The sequence below is a fragment of the Bifidobacterium primatium genome, from assembly GCF_002802875.1.
In the GTDB taxonomy this organism is placed as follows: Bacteria; Actinomycetota; Actinomycetes; order Actinomycetales; family Bifidobacteriaceae; genus Galliscardovia; species Galliscardovia primatium.
The window spans coordinates 1,021,622-1,039,798 of the sequence record NZ_PEBI01000001.1; the positions used below are offsets into that span (position 1 = coordinate 1,021,622).

Annotated in this window: 11 protein-coding genes and 1 pseudogene; 7 read left to right on the plus strand and 5 right to left on the minus strand. The window is 60.9% G+C overall.

Translation table 11 applies throughout. From position 1 onward, the window contains the following. Positions 1-77: 77 nt before the first annotated feature. The 3 genes from CS006_RS03755 (at position 78) to fucP (ending at position 4,241) form a co-directional block, all read left to right on the plus strand. A complete protein-coding gene (locus CS006_RS03755) occupies positions 78-1,130 on the plus strand; it encodes a LacI family DNA-binding transcriptional regulator (protein WP_100510387.1) in 1,053 nt (350 codons plus the stop codon). A 243-nt stretch (positions 1,131-1,373) separates the two neighbouring features. After that, positions 1,374-2,606, plus strand: a complete 1,233-nt coding sequence (locus CS006_RS03760; protein ID WP_100510388.1) for an anhydro-N-acetylmuramic acid kinase — start codon at positions 1,374-1,376, stop codon at positions 2,604-2,606. Positions 2,607-2,855: 249 nt separating this feature from the next. Further along, entirely contained in the window at positions 2,856-4,241 is a 1,386-nt protein-coding gene (gene fucP, locus CS006_RS03765) for an L-fucose:H+ symporter permease (RefSeq protein ID WP_100510389.1), read from the plus strand. Positions 4,242-4,387: 146 nt separating this feature from the next. Here the strand turns inward: fucP and CS006_RS03770 are convergent, their stop codons facing one another. Beyond that, a complete protein-coding gene (locus CS006_RS03770; RefSeq protein WP_100510390.1) occupies positions 4,388-7,153 on the minus strand; it encodes a phosphoenolpyruvate carboxylase in 2,766 nt (921 codons plus the stop codon). Positions 7,154-7,476: 323 nt separating this feature from the next. Here CS006_RS03770 and CS006_RS03775 point away from each other — a divergent pair, with 323 nt between their 5' ends. Further along, complete coding sequence (locus CS006_RS03775) at positions 7,477-9,309, plus strand: threonine/serine exporter family protein (protein WP_165777232.1); 1,833 nt, start codon at positions 7,477-7,479, stop codon at positions 9,307-9,309. Between the two features lie 928 nt (positions 9,310-10,237). On the opposite strand, the gene CS006_RS03780 is transcribed toward CS006_RS03775, so the two are convergent. Continuing rightward, a complete protein-coding gene (locus tag CS006_RS03780) occupies positions 10,238-11,251 on the minus strand; it encodes an aldo/keto reductase (RefSeq protein WP_100510391.1) in 1,014 nt (337 codons plus the stop codon). A 138-nt stretch (positions 11,252-11,389) separates the two neighbouring features. Here CS006_RS03780 and CS006_RS03785 point away from each other — a divergent pair, with 138 nt between their 5' ends. Next, the gene (locus CS006_RS03785; protein ID WP_100510499.1) at positions 11,390-11,863 is read left to right on the plus strand and encodes a MerR family transcriptional regulator; all 474 of its coding nucleotides are present in this window, start codon (positions 11,390-11,392) and stop codon (positions 11,861-11,863) included. Between the two features lie 423 nt (positions 11,864-12,286). Here CS006_RS03785 and trpS read toward each other — a convergent pair whose 3' ends face one another. After that, complete coding sequence (trpS, locus tag CS006_RS03790; protein ID WP_100510392.1) at positions 12,287-13,378, minus strand: tryptophan--tRNA ligase; 1,092 nt, start codon at positions 13,376-13,378, stop codon at positions 12,287-12,289. A 152-nt stretch (positions 13,379-13,530) separates the two neighbouring features. Between trpS and CS006_RS03795 the strand changes: the two are divergent. Continuing rightward, positions 13,531-13,869 (plus strand): annotated as a pseudogene (locus tag CS006_RS03795) (DUF3073 domain-containing protein); the annotation flags it as partial. 253 nt (positions 13,870-14,122) lie between these two features. On the opposite strand, the gene CS006_RS03800 reads toward CS006_RS03795, so the two are convergent. Further along, positions 14,123-14,509, minus strand: coding sequence for a sterol carrier family protein (locus tag CS006_RS03800; protein ID WP_100510500.1), 387 nt, complete (start codon positions 14,507-14,509; stop codon positions 14,123-14,125). Positions 14,510-14,837: 328 nt separating this feature from the next. Between CS006_RS03800 and CS006_RS03805 the strand changes: the two genes are divergently transcribed. Then, positions 14,838-17,291, plus strand: a complete 2,454-nt coding sequence (locus CS006_RS03805; protein WP_100510394.1) for a glycogen/starch/alpha-glucan phosphorylase — start codon at positions 14,838-14,840, stop codon at positions 17,289-17,291. Between the two features lie 493 nt (positions 17,292-17,784). Here the strand turns inward: CS006_RS03805 and CS006_RS03810 are convergent, their stop codons facing one another. After that, positions 17,785-18,015, minus strand: coding sequence for a hypothetical protein (locus CS006_RS03810; RefSeq protein WP_100510395.1), 231 nt, complete (start codon positions 18,013-18,015; stop codon positions 17,785-17,787). Positions 18,016-18,177: the final 162 nt, after the last annotated feature.

Below are 18,177 nucleotides of genomic sequence, written 5' to 3' on the forward strand. Positions count from 1 at the left end.
CGGTGTTCCACCGCAGTGAAACGGAGGTCGTTGCACGTATAATTGATATCGTTCTCAGTTAATAGGAGGGTGTGATTATGGGTCGAGCGGTTACCATCGATGATGTTGCGAAGCTGGCCGGCGTCTCGCGAGCCACTGCGGCCCGCGTCATGGGCGGTTACGGAAGCGCATCCAAGAAATCCCGCGCAAGCGTGGAGGAGGCCGCCCGCATTCTCAATTACATTCCCAACATGGCGGCGAAGGGGTTGCGGGGCAAGGGCATGAAGACTCTGGCCATCATCCTCCCCAGCATTCGTAACAACTTTTGCAATCGTCTGATTCACGCGGTGGAAAGCGAAGCCAGTGCATTCGGCTATGACGTCATCATCTGCAATACGCATGAGAACGTCGAGGCCGAACTGCGGCATATGCGCTCCATGAGCTCCCGTCAGGTCGAAGGTGTGATCGTGATGTCGTCGGCGCGCAACGTATCGCAGATCGATACGCAATATCTCGATTTGTATCGGGGCGATATGCCGATGGTGTTCGTCGATCGCACGATCGTCGGACTGGACAGCGACGTCATCTGCAGCGACAACGTGGAGGCCTCAAGCAAGGCCGTGCGCAAACTGCTGGAACTGGGGCACCAATCCATCGGCGTGATGACCGTGAACCGTTCCGTCTCGGTGATGGAACGCGTCGACGGATATCGGCGGGTGCTTGAACAGTATGACGCCCGATGCGACGAGAATCTGATTCGATTCATCCAGCCTCCCGTGGACGATGATTCGGCACAGGGGCTCGCCCGTCTGGCCTGTGAGTCGGCTTCCGAATTGCTGGATCGTGGCTGTACGGCGCTGTATGTCATGTACAACGACCTGTGCGCTGGTGTCCTTCAGGAGCTGCATGAACGTGGACTCGTTCTGGGAGACGATATTTCACTGATCTCTTGGGATGATGACATGCTCAACGTTTTGATGGGCATCACCACCGTCGATCAGCAGGTCGAGCTTATGGGCAAGGAGGCGGTGCGCAGGCTGCTGTCCGGAGGTGGAAACCAATCTGATCGCGAGGAGCGCGAGGCGACGGTGTCCGTGTTTCCGGCGCGTTTGGTTGACCGGTCTTCGTGCGGCCGTTGCAAGGTCGACTGACGGTGCAGGGCGCAACGATATCAGTGACGATATGGAAATAAGGAGGCGATGTCGCCGAACATACAATAACAACATTGCGACGGCCGGGTGCCGGCCAAACGACTGGCATTTCGACAGTCAACAAAACCAACGAAAACGCCTCCCGCGGCAAGCGAAGTTTGCGGCTTCACGGCTTGCCTCGGAAAGCGAATGCAACAAAATCAACTTCTCTGACAAAGCGATTTCACACAAGGAGCATACCAAATGGATCTGATCATGGGCATGAACAGCGGATCGTCGTTCGATGGCATCGATGTGATCCTCGCCGAGATCGAGCGTGACGAAGACGGCTTCCCCAAGCCCCCGAAGTTCCTCAAGGGCGGTTCGTATGACTGGCCCGAGGACGTGGTCCCGCTGGTGCGCGGCGCATTCGACAACAAGGTCGACATGGTCGGCCTCAACCGTCTGAACTACATCTGCGGCGCCGTGTTCGCCGAAAAGGGCAAGCAGTTCATGGAGGAGAACGACATCAATCCTCTGGACGTCAAGGTGCTCGGCCTCGATACGCAGACCATCTACCAGGAGCAGCCCGAGCATGACCGCATTGCCGCCATGAGCGACGTGGAGAAGACCGATTGGGTGCATCGTTGGCTGAACGGTCCCTACCCTGCCGGAACTCAGATGGGCGACACCTCGGTGATCGCCAACCTGCTCAACATCGATACGGTGACGCACTTCCGTCCCGCCGATCACGTCTGGGGTGGTGCGGCTGCCCCGCTGATGCCGTACCTGGACTGGATTCTCTTCCGCAATTCCGACAAACCCACCATGACGCTGAATATCGGCGGCATCGCCAACCTGCATGTGGCCATGAAGGACAAGTCCAAGATGTTCGGCTTCGATACCGGCCCCGGCAACACCATTTCCAACTCCCTGTGCCGCAAGCTGATCGGCAAGGAATACGACAAGGACGCCGAGCTTGCCATGGCGGGCAACGTCGATGCCGAAATGCTGGACTTCTTCATGCACCATCCGTTCTTCGACCGTCCGGTGCCGCGCTCCGGCTGGATCGCCGATTACGACGACGCCTACATCGATGAGGTGCTCGAACGCTTCGGTCATCTGTCGGTCAACGACATCCTGGCCACGGCCTGCGCCTTCACCGGCGCCGCGGTGGCGAAGAGCATGACCGATAATGTGCCGGCCGACATCATCGCCCAGACCGATACGCTGTACGCCTCCGGCGGTGGTGTGCGCAACCCGAGGATCATGAAGGAGATTCAGGAGCGCATCCCCTCCAACATCCGCTTGACCACGTCCGCCGAACTTGGCATTCCACCGGAGTACAAGGAAGCAGTGAAGTTCGCGACGATCGCCTACTCCACCATCAACTGCATGCCGGGCAATATTCCTGCCGCCGGTCATGCATCGCAGTACTCGATTCTCGGCAAGATCGCCCTTGCCCCGCGTCACATCGCGGGCGGCGCCTCGCTGTGATCAAAGCGGCGTCGTCGATGCCGATTGATTAATTCATATGATTCATCATTCCATATGAATCATTTTCAGATTATCGTCATGGTTCCCGTATCTTCATCTTCCCTATCGATGCATCGGGGCCATGACGATTCTTTATCGTCATAATTGCCGCGCGAACGTATGCATCGTTGCAGCGTTCGCGCACCGTCTACATCGTTCGTACGCCGGAACGCGAAGCATCGTCGGCGTGCATCGTCATTGGAGATTGCCATGCTTTCTATAGGAAAAGCGTCCTGGACCGAGCAGCCGGACGGATACCTGGACCGAACCCCCATTCTGCAGTTCGTGCTCACCTCGTTGATGTTCGCGATCTGGGGTGCAGCATCAAGCCTGAACGACATCCTCATCACACAGTTCAAGGCGGTATTCGATCTCAGCGACCTGGCCACCGCGTTCGTGCAAAGCGCCTTCTACGGCGGATACTTCATCATGGCCGTTCCCGTGTCGCTCTTCCTGAAGAAGACGAGCTACAAGGTCGGCATCATGGCCGGTCTTGCCGTGTTCGGCGTCGGATGCTTCCTGTTCTTCCCCGCTTCCAACATCGTCACCTATGAGCTGTTTCTGTTCGCCATCTTCATCGAGGCGATTGGTCTGAGCTGCATCGAAACGTCCTCCGACACGTATGCGACGGTCATGGGGCCGAAGCGACTGGGCACGCTCCGACTGAACGTGGCGCAGATGTTCAATGCCATGGGTCTGATCATCGGCATCCTGATGGGCAAGTATCTCGTGTTCCAGGATTCGAACCTCAAGGAGGAGATGGCCGGCATGTCCCCCGAACAGGCTCGTGCCTATGGTGCCGAACAACTCGGACGTACATTGGAGCCTTACAAGTGGTTCCTGGTGATGCTTGCGGTGCTGCTGGTGCTGTTCGCACTGACCAAGTTCCCCCGCTGCCGTGTGCACAACGACGAAGGCAAGGTGCAGTCCGCTCCGCTACGGGAGACCCTGTCCCATCTGGTGCGCAACCGGCGATATATGACGGGCATCGGAGCACAGTTCCTGTTCGTGGGAGCGCAGATCGGCATCTGGTCGTTCACCATCCGGCTTGCTTTGGAGCTGAATCCGGGACTGAGCGACCGCGACTCCTCGAACTTCATGATCATCAGCTATGCCGCGTTCTTCGTTGGGCGTCTGGTGGCCAGTTCCTTGCTGACACGGTTCCGTGAAACCCGTGTTCTGGCCGCGTACATGCTGCTGGGAGCCGGCTTCATCTGCGCGGGTCTCTTCACCCAGGGCACGCTGGCGGTGTGGCTCATCGTCTGTGCGAGCTTCTTCCTCGGTCCCGGCTGGCCTACGACCTACGCGCATATTCTGGGAACGGTGAAGGACCGTCGCTATACCGAAACGGCCGGAGCAATCATCGTGATGGCTCTTATCGGCGGCGCCGTGATGCCGGCCGTGCAGGGTGCCATCTCCGACGCCTTCGGCATGCATACGTCCTTTCTGCTGCCGGCCGTCGAACTGGCGATTGTGGGAGTGTACTTCCTCCTTGAAATGAAGCATGACAGGCTCACCCCACAACAGCAGCGCGAGTTGGAAAGGGAAATGGAACGCGGGGCAGGCGGCGAGACCGGATACGTTACCGCCGAATGATTTGCATTGCCGCAGATCCGGATCAGCCCCCGTAATCCACAGCAGAAACGGGAAGACCCCGTGGACCATGTATATGGCATGGTCCACGGGGTCTTCGATATGAGGTCGGCCGGAGAAACAGAGTCCGGCCGACCGGCCGAACGGAATCAGCCCGTGTTCTGCAGGCCGGCGGCGACACCGGACACGGTGCAGAGGATGAGATAGATGAAGTCGGCGGTCTGGGACTCGCTCAACTCGTTCTTCTCGTCACGACGGCGGACCGAGCGCAGCGCACGCACCTGCGTGACCGACAGGGCGTTCACGTACGGCGAGCGGATGCGGATGGCCTGGCCGAGCACGTGACGGTGCTGCAGCGGCCACTCGTCGCCCACGATCTTCAGGACCCACTTGCGGGTGAGCTCCATCTCGTGCAGCACCTTGTCGCGCAGATCGTCGCGGTCGCCGAGAGCCAGGTACAGCTTGGCGATGCGCTCATCGGTCTTGGCGAGCGACATCTCGATGTTGTCGATGAAGGTGCTGAACAGCGGCCACTCCTCGTACGCTGCACGCAGCGTCTTGAGGTCGCCGAACTGCTCGCAGGCGGAACCGAGGCCGTACCAGGCGGCGAGGTTGATTCGCGCCTGGGCCCAGGAGAACACCCACGGGATCGTACGCAGGTCGTCGAGCGACTTCGCGCCGAGGCCGCGCTTGGCCGGACGGGAGCCGATCGGCAGCAGGCCGACCTCGGTGAGCGGCGTGACGATGGAGAACCACGGGGCGAAGTCCGGCGTGTTCAGCAGGTCGAGGAATCGGGCGTGCGACGCGTCATCCAGCTGCTGGGTCATGTCGGCGTACTTCGCGGTCATCTCCGTGTTCGTCTTCTCGACGCTCGGGGCGGACTGCAGCAGCGTCGCCGAGGCAACGGACTCGATGTGGCGCACGGCCAGGATCGGGTTGCCGTAGCGGGCGAAGATGACCTCGCCCTGCTCGGTGAGCTTGAAGCGGCAGTTCACGGAGCCACGCGGCTGGGCCAGCACGGCGCGGTTGGCGGGGCCACCGCCACGGCCGACGGCGCCGCCACGGCCGTGGAACAGCGTCAGGTCGATGTCGTTGGCCTCTGCCCATGCGACCACGCGGGCCTCGGCCTCATGCAGGGCCAGCGTAGCGGTGGTCGGACCGGCGTCCTTCGACGAATCGGAGTAGCCGAGCATGACCTCCATCTTGCGGTTCGTGGCCTTCAGACGGGCCTGAACCTCCGGGATGCGCAGCATGCCGTCAAGCACGCCGACGCAGTTCTGCAGATCCTCGAGCTGCTCGAACAGCGGGATCACGTCGATGGTCGGCACGTCCTCCGGATGGGCGAACGCCAGACGGTTCAGCTCGTACACGTCCTTGATGTTCTGCGCGGACTTGGTGAACGAGATGATGTAGCGGCGGGCGGCCTTCAGACCGTTGCGGCGCTGGATGGAGCCGAGCGCACGGAAGGTGTCGAGCACCTCGCGGGTCATCGGCTGCAGTTCGCCGCGCTCGCCGTGCAGGCCATGCTCGCGGATGTCGTCCAGGGCACGGGAGTGCACGACGGAGTGCTGACGGAACTCCATCTCGACCATGTGGAAGCCGAACGTCTCGGCCTGCCAGATCAGCGTCTGCATCGGGCCATAGGCGGCACGCGGGGCGCCGGCGTCGGCCAGGGACTTCTGCACGGTCTTCAGGTCGGCGATGTAGTCCTCGCAGGAGTGGTACATCAGATCGTGGTCGCGGTCGATGGTCGCGCGCAGACGGTCGGCGATCACCAGCATGACCGCACGATGCGGCTCCTTGGTGGAGATCAGCTCGGCCTTCGCGGTCAGACGCTCGCTCATCTCGCGCTGGTGGCTCCACAGGTCCAGCAGGCCGGCGCACGGCTTGGTGTCCTTGGATTCCAGCGTCAGGTTGCGGCCGACCTCGCGGGTGGCCTCCTCGAGCTTCGCGATCACATGATCGGAGAACTTGCGGGCCACCTGACGGCTCACCTTGGCGGTGACGTTCGGGTTGCCGTCGCGGTCGGAGCCGATCCAGCTGCCCGGGTGGAAGAACGCGGGGCACACCGGCGGGACCTTGCCCGCGTTGTCGCCCAGCACCCAGTCGTCGAAGCGGCGGTACACCTTGGGGACGGTGTCGAAAAGCGTGTTGTCGAAGATGTCGAGGATCGTGTCGGCCTCTTCGACCGGCGTCGGCTTCTTCAGGGCGATCGGCGAGGTGCGGAACATCGCGTCGATCTCGTTGAGCATCTTGCGCTCGTTCTCCGCCAGATCGGAGCCGCCCAGCGCGGGGCGCTCCTCCAAAAGCTCTGCAATGCGGCGGATCTTGCCCTCGACGGCCTTGCGGCGCGCCTCGGTCGGATGCGCGGTGAACACCGGATGGAACTCCAGCTTGTCCAGCAGCTTCTGAGCCTGGGCCGGACCGACTTCGGAGATGATGCGCTTGTAGGCGCCGGTCATCTCGTTGATGGGATCGGTCGCGGCGTTCAGCGGGACTTCCTTCTCGCGCGAACGCAGCACGGCCACGCGGTAGTTCTCCTCGCTCAGATTCGCCAGGTGGAAATAGGTGGCGAACGCGCGTGCCAGCAGCGTCGCATCATCCACGGAGACCGAATCGATAAGCTTCACGGCCTTATCGAAACCGGCCTGTTCCGGATCGGGATCCTCATATCCCAGTCCCTTGCCGCCGAACTCCTCGCTGGTCGCCTCGTTGGCGTAATCCAGCAGCGTGTCGAACTTTTCGAGCAGATTCTCGTCATACTCTTTCAACACGGTTCGCAGCAGACGAAGGAACAGATCCATATTGCCGCGAAGATCGGCGGGCAAGCCCTGCTCCTCCGGGCCCTTCGTGCCGGTACCGGTGCTGATGATGCCCGAGTCCGCGGCTTTGATTGTCTCGTCTGTTGATGTCATCCAGACCTCCTTAGCCTCGTCACTGGTTGTTCGTCTATCGGCTTTCTGCGGCTCCTCCGCAGTTATTGATGCCGACCGTTCCAAACCCAAAGCCAGTGAACAGACGCCCCTTCATTGTAGGGCGCATAACACGGGTTTTATTTCCAACAGTTTTCATGACCATGGGATTTCGGCCCGAAAACGCAGATTGACGACGAAAATTTCCCCGATAAATTATGGACAATCAACGATTGTCACGAATTCGTTCCCAACGACAGAGTAAATATAGTGCTGTGATTTTCGGGAAGAAGCATGAAGAGACCGCGACCGCGCATGGCTCCGCCATGCCGGCCGGCGTGGAAAAGGTCACGAAGTACCATACGCATTCCATCCCCCTCGACATGGAGGACATCGAACGCGACCTCGACAAGCCGGTCGTCGAAGCCGGCATCGCCGCCAAGACCAGCGTCATCGTGCGCGTGGGAATGCTCGACTTGGGAGCCGGTACGGGAAGCTTCCGCGTGCGTCAGATGATGCATCGCATCGCCTACCCGCTAGGAGTGCACGTGCGGGCCGACGTGAACCTTACCGATATCGAAGCCTCCTGTACCGACGGCAAGAATCGTATCACCGAGGTCATAGACCTGCCCACCACCGGCGTGAACACGGAACGCATCTGGCTGCTCGAACACTTCGCCGACTGGTTCAGCGTCAACCTCGGCCACTCCGCCGTCTACCACAATCGCGGCGTCGAGGTCTCCGACAGACTCGTCGAACATCTTGACGCCAAGGACATGTCGCAGCTTTCCGCCAAGGCGGCCAAGGAACTGCGGCTGAAGGAGAAGCACGCCAAGGCGGCGGGCGAATCCGCCGCTGCGAACGGTATCGCCCCGATTCCGGACGGCTCCCCCATGCAGGCCACCAACGCCACCACCAAGGAGGAGCGTCTGCGCGAACTCGACCGTCAGCGCGACATCGACGCCGACGACCCCATCGTGCGCGAGATGGCCGCCACCAAGGCCGACGCCGACGCCAATGCGGCCGGCGCCGGCGCATCCTCTGGCACCGGCACACAGACGAGGAAAACCGCCAGAAACCGCAACCATCAGCCGCCCAAAGGCCGATACGCCGAACATTTCGACCACGTCGGCAAACTCGCGCCCAACGCCTCCGACCCCAACTTCAAGCCCATCACCGTACGCGAGGCCCATAAGCGGCTCGACCTCATCGAACACCGCAAGCCGCTCTACACCCCGCTCTTCGCCGGCTTCGCATCCGCGCTCGCCTGCGCATCCTTCGTCTTCCTCCTCGGCGGCGGACTCTACGACATGGCCGGCGCATTCGTCGGCGCCGGCATCGGCCACTGGCTGCGACGCAAGCTCTTCGCCAAGCATCTCAACCAGTTCTTCGTCACCTTCGTCGCCGTCTTCGTCGCCGCGCTCGCCTGCACCGGCACGCTGCGACTCATCGGACTCTACAACCCCATCGCCCTTGCCCACGACACCGCCTACATCGGCGCCATGCTCTTCGTCATCCCCGGCTTTCCGCTGATCACCGGCGGGCTCGACATCGCCAAGATAGACTTCCCCTCCGGCATCCAACGACTCACCTACGCCCTGTCCATCATTCTCATGGCGACCCTCGCGGGCTGGGCCGTCGCACGCATCGTCATGCTGAACCCCCAGGGCTTCGAGCCCCAGGGACTCAACGTCTGGATCACCGGCATCCTGCGATTCGTCTTCGCGTTCATCGGAGTCTGGGGCTTCTCCGTCATGTTCAACTCCCCCCAGCGCATGTGCCTCGTCGCCGCCTCGATCGGCGCCATCACCGACACCCTGCGTCTCGAATTCACCGACCTGCTGCACATGCCCCCCGAAGCCGCCACCTTCATCGGCGCCTTCCTCGCCGGGCTCCTTGCCGCAGCATGGCGCACCGCCGTCCGCCGTGGAATCCTGCCCCCGCACCTCGGCTATCCGAGAATCTGCCTCACCGTTCCCTCCATCGTCATCATGGTTCCCGGAATGTACATGTACCGCGCCATGTTCTATCTCGGTCAGTTCAACACCCAAAGCGCCCTGGACTGGGCCTTCCGCGCCTTCATGGTCATCATCTGCCTGCCCATCGGACTCGCGATGGCGCGAGTAGTAACGGACCGCTCCTGGCGCTACGACATCTAGAAAAATCCCATGATGGAGTGTCCTCTGTGTTGCGGAAGACTCGACGTATTTTTATACGCCTTCGTCTTCCGCGCCTTGAAGCCACACGCATCATGGGATTTTTCTGAAAATCGCCGGATAACGGAGTGTCCTCTGCGTTGTGAAACATTCGACGTACCTTTGTACGCCTTCATGTTTCACGCCTTGATGACACACACGTTATCCGGCGATTTTCTCTATGAGGCGTTAACTTCGTTGCTGCGAACTTCGACGTACCTTCGTATGCCTTCGTCTTCCGCGCCTTGAGGCCACACGCATCATGGGATTTTCTGAAAATCGGGGAATGACGGAGCGTTCCCTGCGTTGTGAAACATTCGACGTACCTTCGTACGCCTTCGTCTTCGGTGGGGTGGCAGTATTTTGGCTCCCCTCATGATTGAGGGGAGCTGGCCGCCGTAGGCGGTCTGAGGGGAGTTGATCCCCACGCATTTTGCGTGAATCATTTACCATGGAACGTCATATTCGGCAATAATCACATTCCATGTCAGATTCCTCTGTCACGGAGTCGTATTCTTCGAAATATATTGATTCCGTGATGTATTTCCGACGTATCACGGCAGGAGAATCCTTGAAAAATCAATGATTTTCCTGCATCAATATTATTGTTCCGTGTCACGGAATCATCGATATCGCGAATGGTGCATTCGGTGACATGATATTGCGCCACCGAATGCGCGAATGCCATGAAAAATGCGTTCGCTGCCATGGAGTCATAGTAGCGAGTCATGGCAGCGAACATCATTAAATGCGATTATTACGTTCCTTGACAGCATCACATGGCATGGAACGTCAAATGTGACGACCACAGCACTCCATGCCACAAAGCGGGAACCGGCCGGACAATCGCAGTTGTGTCATTCGGCGACACCAATCACTTCCTGACGCAGGCTCACTTCCCCAGCGCGATCTCGTCGATGCGCTGCAGCTCATCTTCGGAGAACTCGGTGTTCTTCAGCGCGCCGATGTTGTCGAGGATCTGCTGCGGCTTGGAAGCGCCCACGAGCACGCTCGTCACGGCCGGATGATGCAGCAGCCACGCCACCGACATCTCCGCCAGCGTCTGACCGCGGTCGGACGCCAACTCGTTCAACGCGCGAATCTGGCCGAGCTTCGCGTCGGTCAGCACGTCCGCGTGCAGGAACCGGCCGTCGGCCTTCATGCGGCTGTCCGCCGGAACCCCGTTGAGATAGCGGTTCGTCAGCAGTCCCTGCGCCAGCGGGCTGAACGTGATCACGCCCTTGCCGAGCTTCAGCGCCGAATCAAGCAGGCCATTGTCCGCGGGCTTGCGATCGAAGATGTTCAGACGGTTCTGATTGATGACGAACGGCACGTGCATCTCCTGCAGAATCGCCGCCGCGCGTTCCATCGTCGGGCCGTCGTAATTCGAAAGGCCCACATACAGCGCCTTGCCGCTGCTCACCGCCTGCGCCAACGCGCCCATCGTCTCCTCAAGCGGCGTCTCCGGGTCGGGACGATGATGGTAGAAGATGTCCACGTAATCCAATCCCAGTCGTTCGAGGCTCTGGTCGAGGCTCGCCAGCAGATACTTGCGGCTTCCCCAGTCGCCGTATGGCCCCTGCCACATCTCATAGCCGGCCTTCGTGCTGATGATGAGCTCGTCGCGATGGGCGCGGAAATACTGGTGCAGCAGCTTGCCGCAGTTGCGTTCCGCCGCGCCCGGTTCCGGGCCGTAGTTGTTCGCCAGGTCGAAATGCGTGATGCCGTTGTCGAACGCCGTGAACACCAGCTGCTTCATATGCTCGTACGGCGTGATGTCGCCGAAGTTGTGCCAGAACCCCAACGACAGCGCCGGCAGCTTCAGTCCGGAATTGCCGCAGCGGTTGTAGGTCATGTCGTCGTAGCGCGTGGGTGACGGCGTGTAGACGGTGGTCGGTTCAAACATCGGTACTCCTTCATTGGTGGATGTCCTGCGTTCCGACCCTATACTCACACTTCAAGTAAGCTTGAATGCAAATCGCGATGTTCACTGAGAAAAGAGTCCGAGGAAATCATGACGACCGATGTAATGACCGACGAGCCGATGACCGACCGAGCGACGGCGCCCGCCGAAGATCCCGACACGACGACCGAACCCACCTACTCCATTCGCGAGGTCGCACGCATGTTCCACATGCAGACGTCCGCGCTGCGATATTACGAGGATGCCGGCCTGCTCACCAACGTCGGCCGCGATGCCAAGGGCCAGCGAGTCTACCGTCAATGCCACATCAACCGTATGCGCACGATCTGCTGCTTCAAGCACGCGGGCATGAGCATCGACGAGCTGCGCCGGTTCTTCGCCTACGAGGACGACGAGCCCGGCCATATCGACGAGATCATGACGCTGCTGGGCGAACGCCGCGACGCGCTCGCGGAACAGCGCAAGGCCCTTGACGAGGCCTACGCCCACATCCTGCGCAAACTGCATTACTACGGCGACATTCAGACGGCCGTGCGCAACCACCGGCCCCTCCCCGACTGGCGAGACTACCGCTGCGAGGAGTTCGACGCCTGACGGCGTCGGCGGTGCCTGACGATCATGATGGGCCGGCCTTTTCGCGTGCGAATAGGCCCACAAACCCAATTGACTGCTGTGGCGTATTCGTCTGATGTACTTTCTACGCGGTGGTTATAACGCACGCATACGTAAAACCCGACGCGTGGCCACCATCAGTGTCGGTTATTGCGCATCCGTACGTTATAACCGACACGTAGCGTTCCGTGGCGTCGGTTATAACGCACGGATACGCAAAACCCGCCACGTAGGATTCCCCCGTGGCGGGTTTTACTCACGCGTGCGGTATCAAGGCGCGGAAGGCGTTCCGTTACCGGTATGAGTTTTTGCGTAATGCGTGTGGCTTCAAGGCACAGGAGACGAAGGCGTATTGACATACGTCGAGCCTCCTGCAACGCGGAAGACACTCCATTACGCAAGAACTCAGTACTTCATGCCCATGGCGGAGCGCACCTCATCCAGCGTCTCCTCGGCGATGGCGTTGGCGCGCTTGTTGCCGTCGTGGAGGATGTCGCGCACGGTGTCCATGTCCTTGGTGAGTTCGGCGCGGCGCTCGCGATGCGGGGCGAGGAACTCGTTGACGGATTCGGTGACGTACTTCTTGAGCGCGCCGGCACCGGAATCGCCGATCTCCTCGGCGATCTCCTTGGGATCGCGGCCGGTGACGAGACCGGCGGTGGTGAGCAGGGCGGAGACCTGCGGACGGTTGACCGGGTCGAACGTGATGCGGCGCTCGGAGTCGGTGGGGCTCTTCTTGATGAGCTTGGCGGTCTCCTCGGCGGTGGCGCCGAGCATGATGGAGTTGCCGTAGGACTTGCTCATCTTGCGGCCGTCGAGACCGGGGATCTCGGGGGCGTCAGAGAGGATGGCGGAAGGCTCGGGGAACACGGGGTTCTTCTTGGCGAAGCGCTCGTTGAAGCGGCGTGCGATGGTGCGCGTGATCTCCACGTGCGGCAGGTTGTCCTTGCCGATCGGCACGACGTTGGCCTTGCAGAAGAGGATGTCGCATGCCTGGTGCACCGGGTAGGTGAGCAGCAGGCCGGTCAGGGCGTGGCCGGAGGCCTCCATCTCGGACTTCACGGTCGGGTTGCGGTGCAGCTCGGCCTCGGTGACGAGCGAGAGGAACGGCAGCATGAGCTGGTTCTCGGCCGGCACGGCGGAGTGGGTGAAGATCATGGTCTTCGTCGGGTCGATGCCGGCGGCCATGTAGTCGAGGACGAGGTTGAGCACGTTGTCCTCGATGTGCTCGGTGGTGTCGCGGTCGGTGATGACCTGGTAGTCGGCGATGATGATGTTGGTGTTCACGCCACGGTTCTGCATGGCCACGCGCTCCTTGATGGAGCCGAAGTAATGGCCGAGGTGGAGTCGTCCGGTCGGGCGGTCGCCGGTGAGCATGGTGAACTTGCCGGGGTTCTCCTCAAGCTTGGCCAGCGTGGCGTCCGAACGCTTTTTCGCCGCGAGGAAACTCGCGCTCATTTCGTTGCCTGCTGCCGTCAACTGCTGATCTTCCGCCATTGCACACCAACCCGTATTTATTGAAGGTATTGAAAAATAACGCTCTAATCGTAAAAGTCTGAGCCGACATCGCGTAATAAGTGGTACTCTCTTATGTGATGAATTAGGAAACATGTTGCCTAGGGCACAATGAGACTGGCGAAGGGGGTCAGATGGGCCGCGGACGTCAGAAGGCTAAGCAGACGCGAATTGCCCGGAAGCTCAAGTACCTCACCACTGATACCGATTATGATGAGCTGGCGAAGGAGCTCTCCAGCCAGGATGAGGTCACTCCATCCGCTGCGGATCCGTTCGCTTCCATCGAAACTCAGATTCACTCTCACGATCACGATGATGCCGTGAGCTCCGTGAATGAAGAGGACTTGGACGAGTACGCGCAGTGGGCCGCCGAGGCCGCGAAGAAGGCCGAGGAGAAGCCGGTGGTCAAGGCCCCGGTTCGTCGTAAGCCGATTCCCATGCCGATGCCTTCCGCTTTGAAGAAGAACGTGAAGCCGGCCGCGCCGCAGTCGGAGGATGCTCCGCAGGATGGGGCGGCGAAGAAGTCGACGTCGAAGCCGGCCGTCAGGAAGCCGGCCGCGCGCAAGACCGCCGCGAGGAAACCGTCGGCCAAGGCCGACTGATTCGCGGCGATACGTGGCGCGACGGCGATATACGTCGACTACGTCGATACGAATCGAAAATCAATACGAGTCGATATGACATACGCCGATCGGGCGATGCGGATGAACGCATCGCCCGATTTTTTCACACTAACGGCAGCAGATCGGAAAGATCGTCGCGCTCCCCCACCGCGCTGATATGACCGGCGTCCCTCTCCTCGTCCCACGTCGTGATGCCGCAGACGAGCCGCAGCCACACATCCGGTTCCAATTCGATGACGTCGGGCGGCGTGAGGTTGTGCGGGTCCGAGGCCGGCCCCTCGAGGATCTTTATCGCTCCCCACGGCGCCACACGGACTTCGACGCCCTCCCCCGGCGCCCGCCGTTCCATGAGATACAACGCGTATCGCGTGGCCATCGCCCATGTGCGGCGCGGCAGCGCATCGACGTCGTCGCCGGCCGTGGCGGCGTCCCGCCACCGGGCCAGCGCGCTTTCGCCTTCCGGCAGGTCTTTGCTCAATATGGATGCCATACGCACATTCTCCCATGACTTGTGCATACGTGATTCATGTATACATGACTGACTTATGCATACGCGACCCGCGCATACGTAGCTCGTGCGCGCGCCCGGCGTCCGCCCCGCCGGCGATACCCTGTCGGCAGCACCTGCCCGCGATGATTTGCGCCAGCGTTTGCTCCATTGAAAAAACTACGATTTGCACGTTCTATGTGTATAATCAGATATTGTTGGTCTCAAACAGGTGTATTCGTAATCCAGAATTCATCTGGGAGCTAGGCAGAGTCGCCTTTTGCAGACGCATAATGTCTAGCGGGAGATATTCTCACGAGAAAGAGTGCTTATGACCGAGCAAACCGCACCGAAGTCCCCGGTGACCACCGAACAGTTCACCAATGAAATCAAGGAACAGCTGAAGTACGCGCAGGGCATCACCGTCGAGCAGGCCACGGACGCCGACATCTACGTCGCCGCATCCCTCGCCGTGCGTCGTCACCTCGTGGATTCCTGGGCGACCACGCAGAAGGACATGGTCAACGGCGGCACCAAGGCCGTCGGCTACCTTTCCGCCGAATTCCTCATGGGCAAGCAGCTGCGTAACGCCCTGCTGAACCTCGGCATGCTCGCCGAGTTCGACGACGCGGTCAAGGCCCTTGGCCACGATCCGCAGCTCGTCGTCGATTCCGAATACGAGCCGGGCCTCGGCAACGGCGGTCTCGGCCGTCTCGCCGCCTGCTTCATCGACTCCCTCGCCTCGCTGGGCGTGCCGGCCTTCGGCTACGGCATCCAGTACAAGTACGGCATCTTCAAGCAGGAGTTCGACGCCGAGGGCAAGCAGGTCGAGCGCCCCGACTACTGGCTCGCCAACGAGGAGCCGTGGGGCCACATCGACTACAACCGCTCCCAGAAGGTCAACTTCGGCGGCCAGGTCGTCGAAGAGGATGGCAAGAAGGTCTGGAAGCCGGCCTGGTCCGTGCGCGCCGTGCCCGTCGACTACATGGTCCCCGGCTACAAGTCCGGCCGTGTGAACACGCTTCGCCTGTGGAGCGCCAAGTCCTACGACGAGTTCGACCTGCTCACCTTCAACAAGAGCGAGTACCTCGACGCCGTCAAGCCGCAGGTCGAGGCCGAGAACATCTCCAAGATCCTCTACCCGGAGGACTCCACCCCGCAGGGCAAGCGCCTGCGTCTCGAGCAGCAGTACTTCTTCGTGGCCGCGTCCATCCACGACGCCATCCGCGTGTTCTACCCCGGCCAGGACAAGCCGGACCTGACCACGTTCCCGAACAAGATCACGTTCCAGCTCAACGACACCCACCCCGTCATCGGCATCCCCGAGCTCATGCGCGTCCTCATCGACGAATACGGCTATGACTGGGATACCGCCTGGGACATCACCACCAAGACCTTCAACTACACCTGCCACACGCTGCTTCCGGAAGCGCTGGAGGTCTGGCCGGCCCGCCTCATCGGCGAGCTGCTGCCGCGTCATCTCGAGATCATCAACGAGATCAACGACCACTTCCTCGAGGAGCTCAAGGGCCTCACCCGCGACAAGGAGCGCATCAACCGCATGCGCATCGTCACCGAGGGCGATGACCCGCAGGTCCGCATGGCCTACCTGGCCACCGCCGGCGGCTCCCACGTCAACGGCGTCGCCGAGCTGCACTCCCAGCTGCTCAAGGACGTCACCCTGCGCGACTTCTCCGACCTCTTCCCGAAGAAGTTCACCAACGTCACCAACGGCGTCACCCCGCGTCGCTTCATCCGTCTCGCCAACCCGCGTCTGTCGAACCTCATCACCGAGGGACTCGGCACCGACAAGTGGCTGAGCGACCTCGACCTGCTCCAGGGCCTCGTCCCGCTGGCCGACGACCCCGAGTTCGTCAAGAAGTTCGCCGAAGTCAAGCACGCCAACAAGGTCGCCTTCGCCAACTTCGCCAAGGACCGCTACGGCTTCGAGGCCAACCCCGACACCATGTTCAACACCATGGTCAAGCGCCTGCACGAGTACAAGCGCCAGTCGCTGAAGATCCTCGCCCTCATCGCCCGCTACGCCGCCATCAAGAACGGCACCATCAACGTGGACGACGTCCTGCCGCGCACCGTCTTCTTCGGCGCCAAGGCCGCGCCGGGCTACTACATGGCCAAGCTCACCATCCAGCTCATCAACAACGTCGCCCGCGTCGTCAACAACGACCCCGACGTCAAGGGCAAGCTGGCCGTGCACTTCCCCGCCAACTACAACGTGCGTCTCGCCCAGCACCTCATCCCGGCCACCGAGCTCGACGAGCAGATCTCGCAGGCCGGCAAGGAGGCGTCCGGCACCGGCAACATGAAGTTCGCCCTCAACGGCGCCCTCACCGTCGGTACCCTCGACGGCGCCAACGTCGAGATTCGCGAGAAGGTCGGCGCCGACAACTTCTTCCTCTTCGGCATGACCGTCGACGAGGTCGAGGACCTCTACGAGAAGGGCTACGACCCGGCCAAGTACTACGAGGCCGACCCGCGTCTGAAGATGGCAATCGACATGATCTCCAACGGAGCCTTCTCCGACGGCGACCGCAACACCTACGCGCCGCTCGTCGCCGACTGGCTCACCAAGGACTACTTCATGACCCTCGCCGACTTCACCTCCTACGCCGACATCCAGTACGAGATCGAGGACCTCTACCGCGATCAGGACGCCTGGAACCGCAAGGCCATCCTCAACGTGGCCAACACCGGCTACTTCAGCTCCGACCGCTCGATCGAGGATTATTTGGAACGCATCTGGCACACCGGTCCCCTGGCCTGACGGCCAGCAGACCAGTGCACCAAATGCGTGCAGTCTGCATACTGAGCGCTCGATGAATCGCGCTCAGCGTCGCCTACCGGCAGTCCACTGGACTGCCGGCTTGACGGCTCCGCACATCTGGCACACCGGTCCGCTCGCCTGAGGATGGAGTGTCCTCGTCGTTGTGGAGAACTCGACGTACCTTTGTACGCCTTCGTTCTTCACGCCTAGAGGACACACGCATCATCGTTCCGGCAAGCTCGCTTCCGCTTGCTGACTGACGGAGCGTATGGGGGTTGTCTTCGCAAATCCAAGCGAAGACAACCCTTTTTCATATCCGCCGGCGTTCACGAATCGCCGGATACACGTATACATCAATATTCGCGAATTCCCGAAGGTCGTACGAATCGCATCAAAAAACCGCCGTGACGGGCGTAAGCCCATCAACGGCGGTGTATCGAATTATCGGATTACCGGAATCACGAACGAAATCGACGAATGATCGCGGCGACGATCAGTCGACGGCAGGCTCGGCCTCGGCGTCACCTTCGGCGTCGTCCTCGTCCGCGGCCTCCTTCTTGGCGATGCCAAGATCGACCGGCGACGAGCTGTTCTCCCACGGCTCCTCCCACGGATCGTATTCGGGATTCTGCTGCTTGTACACGTACAGCGCCGCAAGACCGGCCAGCAGCGCACCGAACAGAAGCGCGAAGAACTTCCACCCGTTCGACGACCTGTTCTCCATGATGGCTCCTTTCAAAGGTTTACGATCTGCCCATTCAGACCATTGGTCTCCATTCTAAGCCGACGTTGTGGCGAAGCTGTGTTTTCCCTCGCCGCCGTGTTCGCAGGTCGATGAGACACCGTGTCCATCGGCCTACCGAATTCCGACGTCAAGCCCGCCGTC